The organism is Rothia sp. HMSC075F09, from assembly GCF_001810515.1.
In the GTDB taxonomy this organism is placed as follows: domain Bacteria; phylum Actinomycetota; class Actinomycetes; order Actinomycetales; family Micrococcaceae; genus Rothia.
The window spans coordinates 1-19,661 of sequence record NZ_KV801763.1; the positions used below are offsets into that span (position 1 = coordinate 1).

Sequence of the window (19,661 nt, forward strand, 5' to 3'; positions counted from 1 at the left end):
TTTAATGCGTCCAAGTTTCGGGGCGCAGTTCAAACCGGGGTGAGGGGCTTTAGCTATATCAGAGATATTTCAGAAGAATTACTGGTTGTGAACCTCAGCCAGCATGTTCTTCAGGTGACCCAGAATGGTCAGCGAGTCAGAACCGAAACCGTCGTGGTGGTGGGTCTTCGAGGTCCACACCTGAGTGTTGCCGACCCAGCGAGCGGTCTCCATGGAGTGCTCAAAGTCCACGTACACGTCCGGGTTGTACGCCGCAGCCACCACGGGAACCTCGTTCTTGTGCAGCTGTGCGTGGTCGTACAGGCGGCCCCAGTCCTTCTTCTCAGCCAGCAGGTTTGCAACCTCAGCCAGCGGACGCAGCGAGGGATCCTCCTCGTAGTACCAGGGGAAGATGTGCTCGCCGGTGAAGAGCAGACGGTCCGCATCCGGTGCGAACTCGGGGCGGGAAGCCGCCACGCGAGCAGCAGACCAGTTGGTCGGCGCGGGGGAGGGGGACAGCTCGTAGCCGGGGATGCCGGGCAGAACGCCGTCAGCGGGGCCGTCAGCGTAAATGGTCTCGTGCATCAGGGCGTACAGCGGGTTCGCCTGGAAGGTCACCTCGGCACCCATAGCGGTCAGGAACTGATCGGACAGGTGGTCGTTACCCTCAGCGAAAGCAGTCTCCAGGAAGTAGTGCAGACCGCGCTCGCGCCAGCGGCCACCCAGGAAATGGCCGGCCATCTGGAAGCGGTGATCGGTCAGACGCTCACCGGTGGGCAGGTACTCCTTGTGGGTGCGCAGGTGCTCAGCAATGCGGGTAGCGAGCTCAGCGTCCTCGGGGAACCAGCTGTAGTACTCCTCAACACGTTCCTTCATGCGGTCGAAGGTGTGCTGGTAGACGTTGTCCACGGAGGTGCGAATCGGCGCCAGGCCCGCGGTGATGCGGCAGTCACGCAGCGACTGCGGTGCGAACGACAGGTAGGACAGGGTCAGGAAGCCACCGAAGGACTGACCAATGGTGGACCAGCGCTTGTCGGCACGGTCAGCCAGCAGCACCTCGCGGACAGCCTCCGCGTCAGCAATGATGGAGTCCGCACGGAACAGCTCAGTGTACTCAGCCTGAACCTGCGCGTCACCCACAGCGGTGATGTTGCGAGCAGACAGCGGGGAAGACATGCCGGTACCGCGCTGATCCAGAAGAACCACGCGGTGAGACTTCGCCAGCTCAGCAATCCAGCCGCCAATGGAGCCGGTCTTCGGCGAACCGAAACCGGGGCCGCCCTGCAGGTACACAATGTAAGGACGCTTATCAGCCGAAACGGTCAGAGTCTCGTTGGTGCTCACAACCTCGCGGGCGAACACGGTGATGGTCTGGTCCGCGAAACGGGAGGAGAGAGCGGCATCCTTGCCCTTGGAGAAAATCAGACCGTGGGTCAGGGGAACCTGGAACCAGTGGTCGGTAATCTCGTAGCCGTCGTGCTTGACGACCGAACCCTTGCGGTACTCAACCTTGGGAAGCGAAGAAACGGTCAACGGTGAACCTTCTTTCATTCAAATAGATAGATACTCTGTATTCTAGCCCACTATGGGCAACATCGTGGCAGAGCCTCAGGCGGAGTCTTAGAACTCGCCCACGCTCAGAATCTTCAGCACCGGGTAACCCGCCTCATCGGATGCCGCCAAATCGACCTCGGCACGAATACCGAAGTCAAAGTTATCTTCGGGGTCGGCGAAGCTCTGCTGAACCTTCCATACGCCCGGGTGAGCGGCGGTGTCTTCGTCCATGCTGACCAGGCGAGGCGAACGTGCGTCGGCGTCCGTGTAGATGTCGTCGTAGGTGTCGAAGTAGTCGTCCATGGCGTCCGCCCAGCGGTCGGCATCCCAGCCGCACCATTCGTCCAGGGCGCCCAGGGCGCGGTCACGCTCGTCAGCGAAGAGCTCCACACGGCGGAAGAGGGCGTTGCGCACCATCACGCGGAAGGCACGCAGGTTCTTCGTCACGGCGGGAGGCTCTTCCTCCTCGATGGAGGCGTGCTCGGCGGCAATGGTCGCGGTGTCTTCGCCGGCAGCCAGCTTCTCCCACTCGTCCACCAGGGAGGAGTCGGTCTGGCGCACGAGCTCGCCGAGCCACTCGATAATGTCGTCAAGCTCGTCGGTCACGGCAGAATCGGGGATGGTGTGGCGCAGCGCCTTGTACGCGTCAGAGAGGTAACGCAGAAGCACGCCCTCGGCACGTTCGAGCGAGTAGTACTGCACGAAGTCGTTGAAGCCCATCGCGCGTTCGTACATGTTACGCACAATCGACTTGGGGCGCGGCTCAAAACGTGCAACCCACGGCGCGGACTGCTTGTAGGTCGTGTACGCCTGATCAATGAGCTCCGCCAGAGGCTGCGGGTAGGTGACCTTGTCCAGCTCGTTCATGCGTTCGGTGTAGTCCACACCGTCCGCCTTCAACTGTGCCGACAGTTCGTTCTTCGCCTTGCGTTCCTGCGCGTACAGCACCTGGTTCGGCGAATCCAGGGTCGCCTCAATGAGGGAGAGCGCGTCCAGTGCGTAGCTGGGGGATTCGGGGTCGAGCAGTTCCAGCGCGGCGACCGCAAAAGCGGACAGTGGCTGGTTCAGGGCAAAGTTATCCTGCAGGTCCTCGGTCAGGCGCAGGTAGGAGCCGTGCTCGTCCGGGGTGTTGGTTCGCTCAATCACGCCGCCGGTCAGCAGCTCCTTGTAGATGCCGATTGCCTTGCGCAGCAGCTCGCGGCGGCGCGCGGGGCTCTCGTGGTTCTCCTGAATGATGCGGTACGCGGCAATGACCGGGTTCTCCGGGCGGTGCATCAGGTTCAGTAGCATCGAATGGGTGATGTCGAAGGAGGAGGTCAGCGGCTCCGGGGCGGCTTCTACCAGTTGCTTGAAGGTCTTCTCGGACCAGCCAACGAACCCTTCCGGCGCCTTCTTACGCTTGGAGGACAGCGACTGGTTAATGCGCTTGGTGTCGTCACCGAACTTCGCCTGAGCCTTAGCCAGCAGGCGAGCGTTCTCAATATCGTGCTCGGGTGCCTGAACCACCACGGTGCCGGCGGTATCAAAACCGGCGCGGCCGGCGCGTCCAGCGATCTGGTGGAACTCGCGGGCACGCAGACGGCGGCTACGGGCACCGTCAAACTTCGACAGCGCCGTAATCAGCACGGTACGGATCGGCACGTTAATACCCACACCCAGGGTGTCGGTACCGCAAATCACCTTGAGCAGACCCTCCTGAGCCAGCTGCTCCACGAGGCGGCGGTACTTGGGCAGCATACCCGCGTGGTGAATACCGATACCGGCACGCACCAGCTTATTCAGCGCCTTACCGAAGCCCGGACCGAAACGGAACTTCGCAATCAGCTCCGCGATGCGTTCCTTATCTTCCTTCGAAGCAATAGCCACCGACAGCAGCGCGTTCGCCTGCTCCAGCGCCGCCTTCTGCGAGAAGTGCACAATGTAGACCGGAGTCTGCTTGGTCTGCACGAGCTCCTGCACCGTCTCCTGAACCGGGGTGGTGGAGTAGTAGAAATGCAGCGGAATGGGACGCTCAGAATGCGCCACCAGGTCGCTCTCGCGGCCGGTCAGCGCCGTCATCTCCTCCTGGAAGCGAGTCGTATCGCCCAGGGTTGCGCTCATCAGCAGGAACTGCGCCTGCGGAAGCTCCAGCAGGGGAAGCTGCCACGCCCAGCCGCGCTGCGGGTCAGAGTAGAAGTGGAACTCGTCCATGATGACCTGGCACAGGTCCGCATCCTTACCCTCGCGCAGGGCAATATTGGCGAGAATTTCCGCGGTGCAGCAGATAATGGGCGCCTCCGTATTAATGGCGGAGTCGCCGGTAATCATGCCCACGTTCTCGGCGCCAAAAATATTGATTAGGTCAAAGAACTTCTCAGATACCAGCGCCTTAATGGGGGCGGTGTAGTAGGAGCGCTGACCGGTCGCCAGGCCCGTAAAATGCGCGGCAACAGCCACCGTGGACTTACCGGAACCGGTCGGGGTTGCCAGCACCACGTTATGTCCGGCGGCAATGCTCAGAACGGCCTCGTCCTGGGCGGGGTACAGGGTCATACCGCGGGTCGAAATCCACTCGGTGAACGCCTCATAGATTTCTTCGGCGGTGAGGGGGTTGCTCTTAAAATCGCGTCGATTGTAGTCGCCGGGATTCTCACCCAGCGAGGGAGAAAGAAAATTCAAAATACTCATGAGGATTCCAGTCTATCGGGAATAGCGCGGGCGCGGGGGCGTTATCGTTACGAGGGAACAACTCGGCATAGGTGCAAAGTCGCGTGCTCTAATGCGGGAAAACCTAAAGTTCAGGTAGGGTGGAATAAAGCGTTTTAGATGCAGTGATGCACAACCTGGCGCTCAGAAGGTCAAAGGCACAGGGCTCCACACTGCAGAGCCTCACACCGCAGGGTTCCATGCCGCATAAATTACCGCCTAGGTTCAAGTCCGCCGATTGATGCCGGACCATACTGTGCGGTCGATACACGCCCCAAAATACGTTGCATAAATGACGACACGCCCATCTATTGCGTAAATAGTGTTGCGTGCCACATTGATAAAGGAATAGGGTAAGAGAAAGGAGAGACGTTGAATGACTGAATACAACGCTGACAAGGCACAAGAAAACGCCGCGCGTGAAGAAGCTACGCATGAAGAATCCATGCATAACAAAACCACGCAGGAAAAAGCCGCTCAGAAAAAATCTGCACCGGAAATAACCGGCAGCGAACTGCGCAAGGCCGAAGAAGAAGCCCTCAAAAAGCGCCTCGCCCTGCGCGTCACCGCGCCCGGACACAAATACCCCTGGCACCGCTGGGCAATCCCCATCGTGGGTGAAACTACCGCAGGTATTGGCGCAATCCTGATCCCCGTCATGGTGGGTCAATTCATCAACCAGCACATCGCTGGCAAAGCACCCGACGCCTGGCCCATGTTCTGGGTCGTCATCGCATCTATCACCTTCATCGTGATTAACGAGTTCTTTGGCTGGGGTACCTCCATGACCCTCAGTGCAGAACTCGGCCGCGACTGGCGCATCTACATCAACCGACTCATGGGCAAAACCCGCACCGGCGTAGACTCCGGCGAAGCAGTCACCGTCATGAACAAAGACGTACGCCGCATCACGGACGTCTACTTCTCACTGCCGCTATTCGTCAACGCCATGATTATCGCGACCCTCGGTGCCGTGCAGCTCTGGCTCATCAACCCCGTCACCGCGGTCGTCACCCTTATCGGCACGCTCATTGTGGTCGGCGTCATCGCCTGGTACTCGACCTTCCTCGAATCCAAAATCGGCGAATACCGTGAAAAGGACGGCGAAGCCTCCTCACGCGCCTCCGACATCGCCACCGGTCTGCGCACCATCGCCGGCCTCGGCGCCGAAGAGCAGATGCGTGAACGCTACCACCGCGGCACCGACGAAGTTTTCGACAGCTACATGCGCTACGAAAAGACGCACCGCTGGATGTTCCTCATCCGCGCGCTGCTCGGCGGTGCCGTGACCCTGCTCGGCATCGGCTTTGCCCTCACCGGCCACGTCGAAAACGGCCGCTGGGTATCCGACACACCCGCCGCGTCCCTGGTGACCGTCGCCTCCATTATCGCGATGATGGGCGGCCCCATCTGGATTACCCAGAACTTCCTCACCGCATGGCGATACGCCAAGATTGCGCTCGCCAAGGTCGCCCGTCTCGAAGGTCACGCGGGCGTACGCCAGGGCGTGCTGAAGAGCCCGCGCACCGACGAAGAAATGGCGCAGCTGGCACGCGCCGAACAGGCAGTCGAGGCGAGCACCCTGAAGGTGCCCGTACCCGTTGCCCCCGCCGGTGCAAGCAACCCGCGCATCGTGTACGTCAATCCGCGCGACTACAACCTCACCGCGCAAGACTACGCCGAGGCGCTCGCCCGCACCCTACGCCGCGGGGGAGAGGACCTCAAGGACGCCTCCGGCCGCCGCGTGCTGCTGAGCGAACCCAACCCCATGATTTTTGCGGGAACCCTGCAGGAGCACCTGCGCCTGGGCACCGTGCCGAACCCCGACGAGGAGCTGGCACAGGCGAAGGATGAGGAACTGCTGAAGATTACCGACTCCCGCGAAATCGCCTACCGGCTGGGCGGACGCAACCCCGAAGACTACTTCGCCGCCCGCATCACCAGCGAAGGCGCGAACCTCTCCGGTGGTCAGCGTCAGCGTCTGGCGCTCGCCCGCGCACTCGCACAGGACGCGCAGGTGCTCATCCTGACCGAGCCGCTGAACTCCGTGGACGAACCCAGCCAGCGCTACATCTACGATGCGATGGAAACCCAGATCGGTAGCGACCGCCTGCCCGTCGGCTACCCCGGCCTGCTACAGGATTTGGAGCAGGTCTACGTTGTCTCCACGACCGCGGAGACGACCCGCCGCATGGAACGCGACGGCTACCCGGAAACCGCTCAGTCTGAAACTGCTCAGACCGAAACCACTCAGAATCAGGAGGTGAACTAGCATGGCAAAGCAGCTCCCCATCGAAACCCCCGCCTACGTGGCACGCCGCATGTGGAACTACCTCGCAGTGCATAAGGGACGAGCCCTCTACACCTTCGTCATTTACATGGTCAGCACCCTCATGGGTGCGGTGGTGCCCCTGCAGATTGGTGCCACCGTGGACGACGTGGTGGCGGGCAAGTTTTCCAGCTACCCGTGGCAGCCGATTCTGATTATCCTGGCGGCGTTCATCGTGCAGGCGATAACCCTCATGGTCTCCTCGTACAGTGCGGCCCGACTGGGTGCGCTCGTCACCCGTGATGCCAACCAGGACACCCTCGACGGCACCCTCGACCTGGATGCACGCACCGTGGAAGAAGCCGGCAGCGGCGACCTGCTCACCCGCGTGACCGACGACCTGTCCTCGGCAGCAAACGCTGTCAGCACAGACCTTCTCGGTGCAATCTACGTGGTCCTGTACTTCCTGGTTTCCACGATCTCCCTGGCGTTTGTGAGCCCCGCAATGGGTCTGATTATGCTGCCCATGATTGCCGGTCTTGCCCTCATCATGTCGAAGATGCTACCGCTCATGGCGGCACGCAACCAGACCGCCCAGGAGCGCGTGAGCGACCTCAACAGCGTGCTGACCGAGAACATTCGCGGCACCTCCACGATCCGTGAGCTGGGCGTTCACACCGCCCGCGAAGACGCCTTCGCCGGTGAGAACAAGCGCCAGTTTGCCGCGCAGTTGGGCATGGTGCGCATCCGCCAGCTGTACTTCACCGTGGACGCTATTAACGCCTGGATCCCGACGGTTCTGTGCATGCTCTGGGGCGCCGCCTGCGTGGCTCTCGGCTGGGCTTCCTGGGGCGCCGTAGCGACCGCCTCGGTCATGGTTTTCAGCCTGCGAATCCTCGCCGACATGCTGAACCACCACGTCAGCAGCCTGCGCATCATGCTCGTGAACATGGGCCGCGTGTTCGGTGTGGTCTCCCTGGCGAAGAAGCAGCGTGAGGCGCGTGCACAGCACCGTGCCGAAGCGTTCGCCGCCGTCTCGGATGAAGCCGTGAAGGACCCGCAGTACGCCATTGACTGCACCGACGTCTCCTACGGCTACTCGCCCGACGCCCTCGTTCTGGAAGGTATCAACCTGAAGATTCGCCGCGGTGAGGCGCTCGCCCTGGTGGGCCGTTCCGGTTCGGGTAAGACCACCCTGGCTCGTCTGATTGGTGGTTCGCTGACCGCCCTGGACGGCACCATCACCGTGATGGGTCGCCCGGTCGGTCACGGCGACTTCCCGACCGATGCCGCCGCCGACGGCCGCCCGCGCCTGCTGGTCTGCACCCAGGAAGCGCACGTCTTCTTCGGTACTCTCGCCGATAACTTTACGGTGGTCGTGCCGGATGCAACCGTCGAGCAGATGGGCGAGGCACTGGACGCTATCGGTGCCCGCTGGTGGCGCGACCTGCCGCAGGGCATGGATACTGTCGTGAGCGGCGCGGATTCGCCGCTGACCCGCGACCAGATTCAGCAGCTGGCGCTGGCACGTATTGTGCTTGCTGACCCGCACGCCGTGATTCTGGACGAGTCCACCACCCAGCTGGAGCTCGCGGACGCAACCGAGTCCCTGAGCGCCGTGCTGGCGAACCGTGCGGTGCTGATCATTTCGCACGATGCGCGTATCGCCTCGCTGGCTGACCGCGCGGTCCTGCTGCACGAGGGTAGGATCATTGCGGAGGGTTCACCGGCAGAGATTTTCGCCCTGACCTAAACCCGGCTGATAGTGCCCGGCTGATAGTGCCCGGTACCGTGTGAAGCGGTGCCGGGCACTACGTGTTTAACGGGTGGTTTCCGTACAAGGGTGCACTGAAATCGGCGGCGGGAGCACTCGCAAGAGTGCAAGACTCAAACGAAAATTTCGGAGAGATTCACTTGTTACCCGCAGAACTTTTAGCTACGGAGAATCATTGTGATAACCTGGCAGAGCGATATGGGGTGCCTTGAGACGCCCGCGACCCGCTAACCCGCCCAACTGACCGCCCAACGAAGGGCTACGGCACAGCGAAGAGCTACAGCACAGCGGGCGCACGAAACGGCGTAATAACACTCAAGGCTGAGAGAATCACCCATTGAACCTGCTCTAGTTCGAACTAGCGAAGGGATTATCGATCATGGCAGAGCAGCCTACCGCGCCCTCGTGCGCACCCACCTCCAACCCCTCGACCCTCTCCAACCCTGCACCCGGCGCGAGCGCCTCCGGAGCATCCGGGGTACCCCAGACAGCTCGGGTGCCGAGGGTTCTCTCCATTGCGGGAACCGACCCCTCCGGCGGTGCAGGTATCCAGGCGGACCTCAAGTCCATTGCCGCATCCGGCGGTTACGGCATGTGTGTGACCACCTCACTGGTCGCCCAAAACACGTGCGGGGTTCGTGAAGTATTCACCCCGCCCCTGGAATTTTTGACCGCGCAGCTTGCCGCCGTTTTTGATGACGTCACGGTTGACGCCGTGAAAATCGGCATGCTCGGCGACGCAGACACGATTCGCACCGTCCGCACCTGGCTGAGCGAGCATCCCGTGCCCGTGGTCGTGCTCGACCCGGTCATGATTGCTTCCAGCGGTGACCGCCTGCTGCAGGCGGAAGCGGAGCAGGCGCTGCGCGACCTCGTGCCGCTCGTGAATGTGATTACCCCGAACATTCCGGAGCTCGCCGTGCTCTGTGAGAAGGAGCCCGCTCAGACTTTCGATGAGGCGCATGAGCAGGCGGCGAACCTTGCGGCGGCGACCGGAACCACCGTGATTGTGAAGGGCGGCCACCTGTGCGGTCAGGACGCCGGTAACACCGCGGTCTTCCCGGACGGCACCTGCGCGCACGTGCGCACCCCGCGCCTGGACAGCCGCAATACGCACGGCACCGGATGCTCCCTGTCCTCATCGCTGGCAACCCGCCTGGGAGTGGAGCTGCTCCAGCACGCCGAAGTCGCAGAACACACCGCAGGCCAGCAGAGCGTTCTGACCAGCGAAGACACCCACCGCGCCCTGCAGTGGAGCACCCGCTGGCTCCACGAATCCATTGCCGCAGGTGCCGGTCTGCAGGTCGGCTCCGGTGAGGGCCACGGCCCGGTGGACCACGCCGCCCGTGCCCGCCGTCTGGAGGCTGCCGCCTCCGCGTACCCGTGGCATCACCTGCTCGCCACCACCGACTCTGAGGGCAATACTCTGGACGGCACCAGCCCGGAGCGTCTGCTGCCGGTCAGCCCCGTACCCGCCGGTGAAGCCGTCGTAAAGCCCGCCGGTCCCTGGACCGCCGCCCTCTGGGCAGCCGGTGGCGAAACCTGGCACCAGATCCTGGACCTGCCTTTCGTACGCGCCCTCGGTGACGGCACCCTCGACGAGGACCTGTTCGCCTTCTACCTGGACCAGGACGCCCTCTACCTGCGTGATTATTCGCGTGCGCTCGCGACTCTCTCGGCGCGTGCTGACACCGCTGAGGCGCAGGTGCACTGGGCAGCTGGCGCGCATGAGGCGATTGCCGCCGAATCGCAGCTGCACGAGGGCTGGCTGGCTAACCGTGCGCGTCTGGGTGGGCCCTCGCCGATTACGATGGGGTACACGAATTTCCTGCGTGCCTCCGCTGCCGGTGATGATTACGTGGTCGGTGCCGCGGCAATCCTGCCCTGCTACTGGCTGTACGAAGAGGTGGGCGCTGTGCTCTCCTCGCAGAATCACGCGGACCACCCGTACGCGGAGTGGCTGAGCATGTACGGTGGCGAAGAGTTCGCCGCGGATGTGGCACGTAGCCTCGCGGAGGTGGAGCGTGCGTTCGAGGCGGCTTCACCGGCTCAGCGTGTGCGTGCGGCGCAGGCGTACCTGTCGGCGTGCGTGTACGAGCGTGAGTTCTTTGACCAGGCACACCGAGCATTGCGTTAGTTTGCCGGGCGCTGCGCTAGATGATAGGCGCCGATTTTTGGGCTGAATACCGCCCCGGCATGGCGTGAGATGGGTGATTGATGCTTCACTCAAGCTACCGCAGGTTCGGGAGCCTTGCCGGTTATGCTTAAGGCGTCGGTGAAAACCGTTAGCGGCAGGATTCCGGCCCTCACCCAACTGGCTGATGTACCTGCCGCGCCCGCACCTCTACGGCGTGTAACCGACCAGTTTGGCCCGTCGCAACCACCTCATCCAACCCCCGCGGCGGGCCAAACGCCTTCCTTCTCGCTTTCGCGAAGAATGTTCGGCATAGAAATATCCCGTGCAGATACTCTCATCTGCACGGGATATTTCTATATGTCTAACCATTGCGAATCAGCCGCCGCGGCTAGTGCATCAGGCTAGTACATCAGGGAAGGGGAGCTGGATTAGCTCTGAGCCTCAGCTTCGTTATCCGCATCTTCATTTTTCTCGGCCCGGAACCCCACCCAGAACGCTCCAACTGCCAAACACCCGACAAACCACAGAGAGATACTACCTACCAGATGATCTAGGAGAGCCATCGCAATCACACCGGCGACAAATCCCCCGACCACCAGGGAGTAATCTAAAGCCGTCATCAGAGCACGTCTGCGGGTGCGGCGTCCTTCGTCCTCAGGCAGGGCGGGGGAGGTATCCGCTGACGGGTGACGAGCCTCAACACGCCTTCTAACAACACGCTCCCTCCGGGTGCTGCAAGCATTAGCTATAGCACGGGTATAGAGGGCACCGGCCGTGTACCAGGCGCTTAACATTTTGCGCCAATTTCCGCTGGTCATAAACAGGGAAAACGGTTCTCACCAATACGGGTGTCTGCAAGTGCATGAATGAGCAGGCCAATAGTGAACGCTAACGCCCCCACCTGAACCCCGTGCTCGCTCACCCGGTGAATCAGAGGAGTCACAAAACAGACGAGGAGGAAGGGCACCAGAGTAAAAATACGCCAGTGTTTCAGGTGTGCCCTCTGCCCCAAAAGATCGTGCAGAAGATGACCGCCCAGGTACCCCAGGCTAAAGAAAATCACTGAGAGCCAACGCAGGTGAATAGCGTGCTGCGAACTGTGACTCATATCAGCAATGAGAAGGATAAAATTACCGGTCTGCGTGGCAACCAAAGCTTTGTAATGAATATGAGAGAAAACATCTACCGCTCCACCCAGGGATGCTAAGAGAAGCGCCATAATCCGCCCGTAGCGGCGCGGAGTTGGAATCCTGGAAAGAAAAAGTGCAAAGCGGGCAGTCATCGTGGTCCTCGGTGGTGAAAAAAGATCCGGGCATGCAAAAACCTCGAGCACCTATGGTACTCGAGGTTTTTGCGATAGGCACGTAGGTGCCTCAGAAGATGCAAGGTCTACAGTCTACTTGCTTTCACCCTTGAGCGCACCCACAAGCGGACCGATCACGTCCATGGGCAGCGGGAAGACCACGGTCGAGTTCTGGTCGGCACCCAGCTCCAGCAGGGTCTGCAGGTAACGCAGCTGCAGGGAGGCGGGGGACTGGCTCAGAATGTCGGATGCTTCCTTCAGCTCGCTGGAGGCCTCCAGCTCACCGCGTGCCGAAATGATCTTTGCGCGGCGCTCACGCTCAGCCTCAGCCTCGCGAGCCATGGCGCGCTGCATAGCCTCGGGAATCTCAACGTCCTTAATTTCGACGAGCTCCACCTGAATACCCCACGGCTCGGTGCGGGAGCCGATGATGGAGCGCAGGTCCTCGTTCAGGTCTTCGCGGTGTGCGAGCAGGGTGTCCAGGTCAACGCGGCCGAGCAGAGAACGCAGGGTGGTCTGCGCAATCTGGCTGGTGGCAATGGGGTAGTTCTCGACCTCAAGCACGGCATTCTTGGCGTTGGTCACGCGGAAGAGGACCACGGCGTTCACGCGGGCGGGAACGTTGTCCTTAGTGATGACTTCCTGCGGGGGAATGGTCAGGGTGATAACACGCATGTCAACGCGCTGCAGGGAATCAACCAGGGGGAATACGACGTTCAGGCCGGGCTTCAGCTCCGAACGCAGGTGGCCGAAACGGAAGGAGATGCCACGCTCGTATTCGGGGATGACGCGGAACATACGAATCAGAATAAAAAGAACAATGACGGCAACTGGGATGAGGATAGTTGCCAGAGTGACGGGATCCATGGTTTTCCTTCACAAGTATTGGGGGAGGACGGTATGTGTGCCCACCTGCCCGCGCCTCGTACGGTGCAGGTAGTAAGGGTGTAGGTAGTGGGTGTTGCCCGGTACCGGGCTGTGTGGGGAGTTTGGGAGGGGAATTTTCCGTCCCGGCGCACGTCGCGGCGGGTCGGCGCCTCGGCGGTACCCCGCATGGAAACCTCACAAGAGGAATAAAAGAGAATTCCACGCAGGGTAGCCGCCGAAGCTAACAGACGGGACCAGCCAGCCGGTCAGCCGCCGGAACGGAAAAACTTGTGCAGCGCTACTTCTTCGCCATCTGCTCTGCCAGCTTTTCAGCCGCCTCAACCTCAGCCAGGTTCTGCTCCTGCAGGACCTCGTTCGTGGTCTTGTGCAGTCGCTTCACCGAGGTGCCGGTACCGCTCCATGCGGGGCGGTCCGGGTCGAGGACAGAGGTACGAACCGGCAGGGTTGCATCCGCAATCATCTGCTTGCGGGTCTGCTCGGTACGGCGCTTACGCTCATTCGACACGCCACCCCACTTTGCCGCGAAACGGTCCATCTTCACGTTCACCGATTCGTCAGCGGTGGATGCGTGAATATGCTTCGGATCGTTCTCGAAGTTCGCGGGGGAACGCATGAGCTTCACAGCCAGCGGGTAGGTCAGCGACAGGCAGACCACCGCGGCGGCACCCTCCACCAGAAGCTCCAGCGGGGAGTGCCAGACGATGGCGGCACCAATCAGGATGACCACGCCCAGCAGCGAGACAGCAACCGCCAGCCCGCGGTGGAAACGACCCGACTCGGAGTAGGGCCATTCATCCACTTCGCGGGTGAGCTCGCGGCCGTTCGCAGAGACGGTGCAACTGTCCTTAATCGGGCAGGTGTTGCACACGCTGGGCGTGGCGCGGTAACGCATCACTCGGTTATCCGAGTCGAATGCGGTCGCCCACAGCCACTGGTCTTCGGGGCAGAGCCACGCGTCGCTCTCTTGGTGGTAGGTGAACCCGAAGGTTCGCGCCGCCACCATGCGCTGGCTGGTGCGCTTGGCGAGAATATCGAAGCCCCAACCCACGGCGACCAGGCCGAGCGCGTACACGCAGGCCAGCCACACGAGGAAAGAAACTCCAGCAATCTGCTCAGGCATGGTTAGCCTCGACGATCGCTACGGTAGGGGCTGGTCTGCTCGGGCAGCTCCTCGGCAGCCTTAGCGCCGGCGAACTCTGCGATGCGAGCGTCCTCAACCACCTCGTACAGCGGCGGTTCGGGCAGCTCCAGGACGGTTTCCTTAGCGTTCTTGGAGAAGATCTCCTTGATACCCAGCAGCGCCAGCTTAATCAGCGGGATAATGCCGACCAGGAAGATCACGTCACCGGGCATACGCATCCAACCCATCACGGCGGAAGCACCGTCGTGAATGAACGCGAAGGAACGAGCCTCGTAGTAGCCTTCACCCACGGACTTGTACAGCTGAGCAATACCCAGCGGCAGCAGCGAGATGAAGGACATCCACAGCAGACCAATGTTCAGGGTCCAGAAGGAGAACTTCAGACCCTTCTCAGGCCACTTGTCCTCAGGGATCAGGTAGCGCAGACCAAACACCGCGAACGCGATTGCGAGCATACCGTACACACCCATCATGGATGCGTGTGCGTGGTTTGCGGTCAGCGCGGTACCAATCTCGAAGTAGGACACGATCGGCAGGTTAATCAGGAAGCCGAACACACCCGCGCCGAGGAAGTTCCAGAAGCCCACAGCAATCAGGAACATAACAGCCCAACGGTGCGGGAAAGGCTTGGTGCGGTTGGAGTACTGGCGAGCACCCAGCTGCATGAAACCCCACGCCTCAACGGTCAGGAAGGTCAGCGGGATAACCTCAGCAGCCGAGAAGAACGCACCGAATGCCATCTGCTCGGAGGGGGTACCGACGAAGTAGGTGTGGTGCAGAGTACCGATCACACCACCGGCGGAGTAGAGCACGGCGTCCATCATGATGATGGAGATCGCGATGCGCTCGCGGACCACGCCGAGCAGCACGAAGATGTACGCCACCATGACGGTGGTGAACAGTTCGAGGAAGTCCTCCACCCAGAGGTGAACCACCCAGAATCGCCAGAATTCGGCGACGGTCACGTGAGTACGCTGACCTGCGAGCAGGCCGACCGCGTAGAACATGGGGATGGCGAGGCCGGAGAAGAGGAACAGCCACGGCAGGGAGGTCTTCTTCGAGCCCTTCAGGCGAGCGGAGAGGGTACGCCAGACGATGACAATCCAGATGAACATACCCGCGGTGAGCAGGATCTGGAAGAATCGCGGCAGGTCCAGGAACTCCCACTGCTGCGAGAAGAAGCCGGTGAATTCCTTGGGGATGAGGCCCTTCTGAGAGAACCATTCGTTCAGCAGCGAGCCGAGGACCACGAAGACCACGGCGCCGATGAGAACATAGGTGAGCAGACCCTGCTTCTTGGGTTCGCGGCGGGTAATCAGCGGGGCGATGAAGATACCGCCCGCCAGGAACGCGCCTGCGGTCCAGAAGAGGGAGAGCTGAAGGTGCCAGGTTCGGGATACCGTGTAGGGCAGCAACTGGCCCATGTCGATACCGAAGAATCCGGTGAGTTCTTCACGGTAGTGCTCGGTGAGCGCACCCACCAGAGCCTGCAGCAGGAACAGCACCAGAATCGTTGCGAAGAGCAGGCAGGCTGCCTTCTGCGAGGGGGTCAGGCGAACTTCGTCGGGCTGACGGAAGTCGAGGACGGGTGCCTCTTCCGCGTGCCAGCCGATAGCGCGGGACCAGCGGCCGTAGATAGCGAACATCAGACCGGTACCACCGATGAGGGCAATCAGGGAGAGTGCCGACCAGACCATCAGATCCGCGGTGGGCTTGTTGTCCACGTTGGGTTCGGAGGGCCAGTTGTTGGTGTAGGAGTAGGGCTGGTCGGGGCGGTCTGCCGCCGATGCCCATGCGGTCCAGCCGAAGAATGCGACGATGTCGTGCAGTTCTTCGTCGTTCTTAATGGCGTTGGGGAACAGGCCCTGCGAGGTGTCACCCTTCATGAGGGTTTCACGGTAGTGCTTGAGCATGAGCTGGTAGCCCTTGGTCTCACCAGCGGACCAGGTGATGGTCTTAGTCTGCTCGTCGTACTTGTTCTCCTTGCGCCACTCGTTCTTGACGAGTTCGCGGGGGTCCTGCTTGCCCTGTTCACGGTACTCCTTGACGGCAGCATCGGTGGTCAGGCGCAGGTATTCTGCAGTGTAGTCGGGGCCGAGGTAGGCACCGTGACCGAGCACGGATCCGTACTGCTGCAGGCCGCGTCCCTGGAACAGTTCCTGACCGTGCAGGATCTGTTCTTGGGTTGCGATAGTTTTGCCGTCGTTGCCGACGATTTTATCGGGGAGCGGCATGGAGAGTGCGTAGGTGCGCATTGCAAGGACTGCCATAATGGTGAAGCCCAGGAGCATCACAAACGCAACAGCCTGTACCCAGCCTTTTCCGGCATAGGCACCGACCGTGTCTGAGCGGCGGGCAATCTTTGCTGCCTGCGCACGCGAGACGGGTTTTGTAGCCATAGTGTATGTCTCCAGTGTGCGTGGAATTTGTAGGTGGAGTGGTCCCGACGCACATCCGCTGGAGGGGCGGCTCACTATGTTCAGGGTGAATCGTCCTTGAGGGAGGTGCGACAGCCCACCCTGCTCTCATTTTTGCATATTAAATGCGCATTTACGAAACTTTGCTGACGTAGCGTCATAATGTGACACGGCTATTTGGCGGGGAAATCAGTAATCATCAGGCGGAAAACCTGAAATATTACGTTGAGGTTGAACCCTTAGCTTCCGTGCCACCTCCCCGCCGGTAATGGGGGAGGATGCGCCGGGCTGGAAGCCGCGCAGACTCCCTCAATCGGGGCTTTTACTCAGGCTCCTACTCGAGCTCCCGCCGGGGCACTTACAGGAACCTGGGTGGGAGGCGCATCCCAGCATGTGGAAGGGGAGCGCGGCACCCCTCACGTGCCTACACTCGGGTGTGGAATAATAAAACCCGACGCTACTAAACACAGTACAAATTTTTTGCGGCACAGGTTACCGCAGTACAGATTTTGTGCTCTTTGGCGGCGTATATTCAGAAGGGGCCACTCACCCCGCATCCACGGCGGACCGCCGCCACAGCCCGCAATCTATCGGCACCTCAGGAGAGTTCACGTGCTTCTCTACAAATCCACCCAGAAAGCAGTCACCGGAATCCTGCGCACCGTCTTCCGCGCCCGCGTGACCGGACTCGAAAACTTCCCCGCCACCGGCCCGGTGATTGTCGCCTCCAACCACCTGTCCTTCCTGGACTCCATCATTATTTCCGCCATGATGCCGCGCCGCGTGGCGTTCCTCGCCAAGGCTGAGTACGTGAACACCCCCGGCCCGCGCGGCAAGATGATGAAGGCATTCTTCGAAGCCGTGGATATTATTCCCGTGAACCGCTCCGACCGTTCCGAATCGCTCAAGGCGCTCGACATTGCCCTGGAGAAGCTACAGGAGGGTAAGGTCTTCGGCATTTACCCCGAGGGCACCCGCTCCCGCGACGGCTACCTGTACCGTGGCAAGATTGGTGTGGCGTGGCTGGCGCACATGACCGGCGCGCCCGTGGTTCCGGTCGGCCTGATCGGTACCGACCGCCTGCAGAAGCCCGGCTCGAACATGATTTACCCGCGCCGCTTCACGATTCGTGTGGGCAAGCCGCTCTACTTTGAGAAGACCGGCGAGAAGATGACCGGCAAGCAGCGTCGCGTCACCACCGACACGATCATGGATGAGATTGCTCAGCTGTCCGGTCAGGCGCGAAAGCATGAGTACAACGTTTCGCCCTCAGCCGCACGTGACGCAGGCTAGGGCACTCGCCGCCTATACCGCGTAGACTTAAACCGCGCATTCACACACCGACCCCGCGCTTTGGGGGAGATGGGTGCAGGATGCGCGGTTTGTCGTATGCGTGAGCCTGGGATGTCCCCGGTAGCCCAGTAGAGCGAGGAGAAAGTACCCATGGCAGAGCCTTCCAGCTACCGCCCCGCCCCCGGCGAAATCCCCACCGACCCGGGCGTTTACCGTTTCCGCGATGCCGACGGCCGCGTCATCTACGTGGGCAAGGCGAAGAACCTGCGCAACCGCCTCAACAGCTATTTTGCGTCCCCGCAGACGCTGAGCCCGAAGACCTACGCGATGGTGCATACAGCGGCGAGCGTGGAGTGGACCGTGGTGGCGAGCGAGATGGAATCGCTGCAGCTTGAATACACCTGGATTAAGGAGTTTTCGCCGCGCTTCAACATTGCGTTCCGCGACGATAAGTCGTACCCGTACCTGGCGATTACCGTCAATGACGTGTACCCGCGCGCGATGGTCACTCGCGGCGAGCGCCGTAAGGGCGTGCGCTATTTTGGGCCGTACTCGCAGGCGTGGGCGATTCGTGAAACCCTGGATGCGCTACTGCGCGTTTTCCCGGTGCGTACCTGCACGAACGGCGTGTTTAACCGCGCGAAGAATAGTGGCCGGCCCTGCCTGCTCGGCTATATCGATAAGTGCGCGGCGCCGTGCGTGGGCAAGATTAGCGCCGAGGAGCATCGCGAGTTGGCGCGCGGGCTGACCCGGTTTATGGGTGGTGGCGCTGAGAAGCATATCGCCCAGTTGACCGCAGAAATGAAGGCCGCCGCCGCTGATATGGACTTTGAGCGCGCCGCGATTCTTCGTGACGATATTGCCGCGCTGACTAAGGCGTTTGAGCGTAACGCCGTGGTGCTCGGCGCGACCGTGGATGCCGACCTGTTCGCCTACGCTGAGGACGACCTGGAGGCGTCCGTTCAGGTGTTCTTCGTGCGCGGCGGCAGGATCCGCGGCCAGCGCGGCTGGATCGTGGAGAAGGTCAACGACAGCACCGACGCACAGCTCATCGAGCAGCTCATCGCGCAGGTGTACAGCGATATTGCGGCGAGCCTCGCCTCCCAGAAGGACGCCGAGAAGAGCCTGAACAGCTACGATATTCCGCGTTCCGTGCTCGTGCCGGTGGAGCCCGAGAATAAGGAGCAACTGGCGTCTTGGCTGGCGGAGGTGCGCGGTGGCCCCGTGGAGATTAGCGTCCCGCAGCGCGGCGACAAGGCAGAGCTCATGAAGACGGTCGCCGAGAACGCGCGCCAGTCGCTGACCCTGCACAAGAGCCGCCGTGCCGGCGATTTGACCACCCGCAGCGCCTCCCTCGTGGAGCTGCAGGAAGCGCTGGAACTACCGGACCCGCTGCTGCGCATCGAGTGCTACGACATTTCGCATGTGCAGGGCACGAACGTGGTCGCCTCCATGGTTGTCTTTGAGGACGGCATGCCCGCAAAGAACGCCTACCGCACCTACAGCATTACCGGCGACGCCGCGCGTGACGATACCGCCAGTATGTACGACGTCATCACCCGCCGATTCAAGAGGCATCTGGCGCAGCAGGCGGAGCGCGAAGCAGCCCCCGTGCACTCCGGCGAGATTGACGCCTCCACGCCCGAGCCGGCGAAGTTCGCCTACCCGCCGAACCTGGTGCTCGTGGACGGCGGCCCGCCTCAGGTGGCTGCCGCCTCCGCCGCGTTGAGCGATTTGGGCATTACGGATGTGTACGTTGCCGGCATCGCTAAGCGCCTGGAGGAACTGTGGCTACCGGACGACGACTACCCGGTCGTACTACCGCGTACTTCGCAGGCGCTGTACCTGGTGCAGCGCATCCGCGATGAGGCGCACCGTTTCGCTATCACCTTCCACCGTTCCAAGCGCGGTAAGGCGATGGTCGCCTCCGCCCTGGATGAGGTGCCCGGTTTGGGCGAGGTGAAGCGTGCCGCGCTGATTAAGCACTTCGGGTCGGTGGCTCAGATTAAGCAGGCGAGCGCCGAGGAGCTGACGGCGGTGCCGGGTATTGGTCCGGCGTTGGCTCAGAAGATTCTGGCGGCGCTGACCTAATCCTCTGGCTGGCGCTGAGTGAAGGCCCGCCCGGGGTGTGAACGCAGCACCCCGCCTCGTAATGGCGCTTAACAAACGTGTCATAATTGAAGGAAACCGTCATCATTACGAGCGCGCTATCTTCGCGCGC

The 19,661-nt window shown here is 61.5% G+C and carries 11 protein-coding genes and 1 riboswitch; of the genes, 5 read left to right on the forward strand and 6 right to left on the reverse strand.

Annotated features, from left to right (window positions below):
• Positions 1 to 78: 78 nt before the first annotated feature.
• Both HMPREF2749_RS00380 and HMPREF2749_RS00385 read right to left on the reverse strand, forming a co-directional pair.
• On the reverse strand, positions 79 to 1,530 hold the full coding sequence (locus HMPREF2749_RS00380; RefSeq protein WP_049341330.1) for an alpha/beta fold hydrolase: 1,452 nt from the start codon (positions 1,528 to 1,530) through the stop codon (positions 79 to 81).
• Between the two features lie 69 nt (positions 1,531 to 1,599).
• On the reverse strand, positions 1,600 to 4,200 hold the full coding sequence (locus HMPREF2749_RS00385) for a DEAD/DEAH box helicase (protein WP_070592952.1): 2,601 nt from the start codon (positions 4,198 to 4,200) through the stop codon (positions 1,600 to 1,602).
• A gap of 394 nt (positions 4,201 to 4,594) precedes the next feature.
• Between HMPREF2749_RS00385 and HMPREF2749_RS00390 the strand changes: the two genes are divergently transcribed.
• From HMPREF2749_RS00390 to HMPREF2749_RS00400, 3 genes are all read left to right on the forward strand, one after another.
• The gene (locus HMPREF2749_RS00390; protein WP_070592953.1) at positions 4,595 to 6,490 is read left to right on the forward strand and encodes an ABC transporter transmembrane domain-containing protein; all 1,896 of its coding nucleotides are present in this window, start codon (positions 4,595 to 4,597) and stop codon (positions 6,488 to 6,490) included.
• 1 nt (position 6,491) lies between these two features.
• Positions 6,492 to 8,240, forward strand: coding sequence for an ABC transporter ATP-binding protein (locus HMPREF2749_RS00395; RefSeq protein WP_070592954.1), 1,749 nt, complete (start codon positions 6,492 to 6,494; stop codon positions 8,238 to 8,240).
• 210 nt (positions 8,241 to 8,450) lie between these two features.
• Positions 8,451 to 8,649, forward strand: a riboswitch (TPP riboswitch).
• A complete protein-coding gene (locus HMPREF2749_RS00400; protein ID WP_246823463.1) occupies positions 8,641 to 10,398 on the forward strand; it encodes a bifunctional hydroxymethylpyrimidine kinase/phosphomethylpyrimidine kinase in 1,758 nt (585 codons plus the stop codon). (Overlaps the previous riboswitch by 9 nt.)
• Before the next feature lie 814 nt (positions 10,399 to 11,212).
• Here the strand turns inward: HMPREF2749_RS00400 and HMPREF2749_RS00410 are convergent.
• From HMPREF2749_RS00410 to HMPREF2749_RS00425, 4 genes are all read right to left on the reverse strand, one after another.
• Positions 11,213 to 11,680, reverse strand: coding sequence for a DUF1275 family protein (locus HMPREF2749_RS00410; RefSeq protein WP_070690218.1), 468 nt, complete (start codon positions 11,678 to 11,680; stop codon positions 11,213 to 11,215).
• Between the two features lie 114 nt (positions 11,681 to 11,794).
• Entirely contained in the window at positions 11,795 to 12,568 is a 774-nt protein-coding gene (locus tag HMPREF2749_RS00415) for a slipin family protein (RefSeq protein WP_005506196.1), read from the reverse strand.
• Positions 12,569 to 12,866: 298 nt separating this feature from the next.
• Positions 12,867 to 13,709 carry a transposase gene (locus tag HMPREF2749_RS00420; protein ID WP_070592957.1) on the reverse strand — a complete coding sequence of 281 codons (843 nt, stop codon included), beginning with the start codon at positions 13,707 to 13,709 and terminating at the stop codon, positions 12,867 to 12,869.
• Positions 13,710 to 13,711: 2 nt separating this feature from the next.
• Complete coding sequence (locus HMPREF2749_RS00425; RefSeq protein WP_005509139.1) at positions 13,712 to 16,129, reverse strand: nitric-oxide reductase large subunit; 2,418 nt, start codon at positions 16,127 to 16,129, stop codon at positions 13,712 to 13,714.
• Positions 16,130 to 16,759: 630 nt separating this feature from the next.
• Here HMPREF2749_RS00425 and HMPREF2749_RS00430 point away from each other — a divergent pair.
• Complete coding sequence (locus tag HMPREF2749_RS00430; RefSeq protein ID WP_044150489.1) at positions 16,760 to 17,440, forward strand: lysophospholipid acyltransferase family protein; 681 nt, start codon at positions 16,760 to 16,762, stop codon at positions 17,438 to 17,440.
• Between the two features lie 150 nt (positions 17,441 to 17,590).
• Entirely contained in the window at positions 17,591 to 19,531 is a 1,941-nt protein-coding gene (gene uvrC / locus HMPREF2749_RS00435) for an excinuclease ABC subunit UvrC (RefSeq protein WP_049353131.1), read from the forward strand.
• Positions 19,532 to 19,661 lie beyond the last annotated feature (130 nt).

What these genes read in the sequence shown, in the direction of transcription:
- uvrC (WP_049353131.1), top strand. Translation starts at nt 17,591, where the DNA reads ATGGCAGAGCCTTCCAGCTACCGCCCCGCCCCCGGCGAAATCCCCACC.
- HMPREF2749_RS00400 (WP_246823463.1), top strand. Translation starts at nt 8,641, where the DNA reads ATGGCAGAGCAGCCTACCGCGCCCTCGTGCGCACCCACCTCCAACCCC.
- HMPREF2749_RS00410 (WP_070690218.1), bottom strand. Translation starts at nt 11,680, where the DNA reads ATGACTGCCCGCTTTGCACTTTTTCTTTCCAGGATTCCAACTCCGCGC.
- HMPREF2749_RS00380 (WP_049341330.1), bottom strand. Translation starts at nt 1,530, where the DNA reads ATGAAAGAAGGTTCACCGTTGACCGTTTCTTCGCTTCCCAAGGTTGAG.
- HMPREF2749_RS00385 (WP_070592952.1), bottom strand. Translation starts at nt 4,200, where the DNA reads ATGAGTATTTTGAATTTTCTTTCTCCCTCGCTGGGTGAGAATCCCGGC.
- HMPREF2749_RS00425 (WP_005509139.1), bottom strand. Translation starts at nt 16,129, where the DNA reads ATGGCTACAAAACCCGTCTCGCGTGCGCAGGCAGCAAAGATTGCCCGC.
- HMPREF2749_RS00395 (WP_070592954.1), top strand. Translation starts at nt 6,492, where the DNA reads ATGGCAAAGCAGCTCCCCATCGAAACCCCCGCCTACGTGGCACGCCGC.
- HMPREF2749_RS00415 (WP_005506196.1), bottom strand. Translation starts at nt 12,568, where the DNA reads ATGGATCCCGTCACTCTGGCAACTATCCTCATCCCAGTTGCCGTCATT.
- HMPREF2749_RS00420 (WP_070592957.1), bottom strand. Translation starts at nt 13,709, where the DNA reads ATGCCTGAGCAGATTGCTGGAGTTTCTTTCCTCGTGTGGCTGGCCTGC.
- HMPREF2749_RS00390 (WP_070592953.1), top strand. Translation starts at nt 4,595, where the DNA reads ATGACTGAATACAACGCTGACAAGGCACAAGAAAACGCCGCGCGTGAA.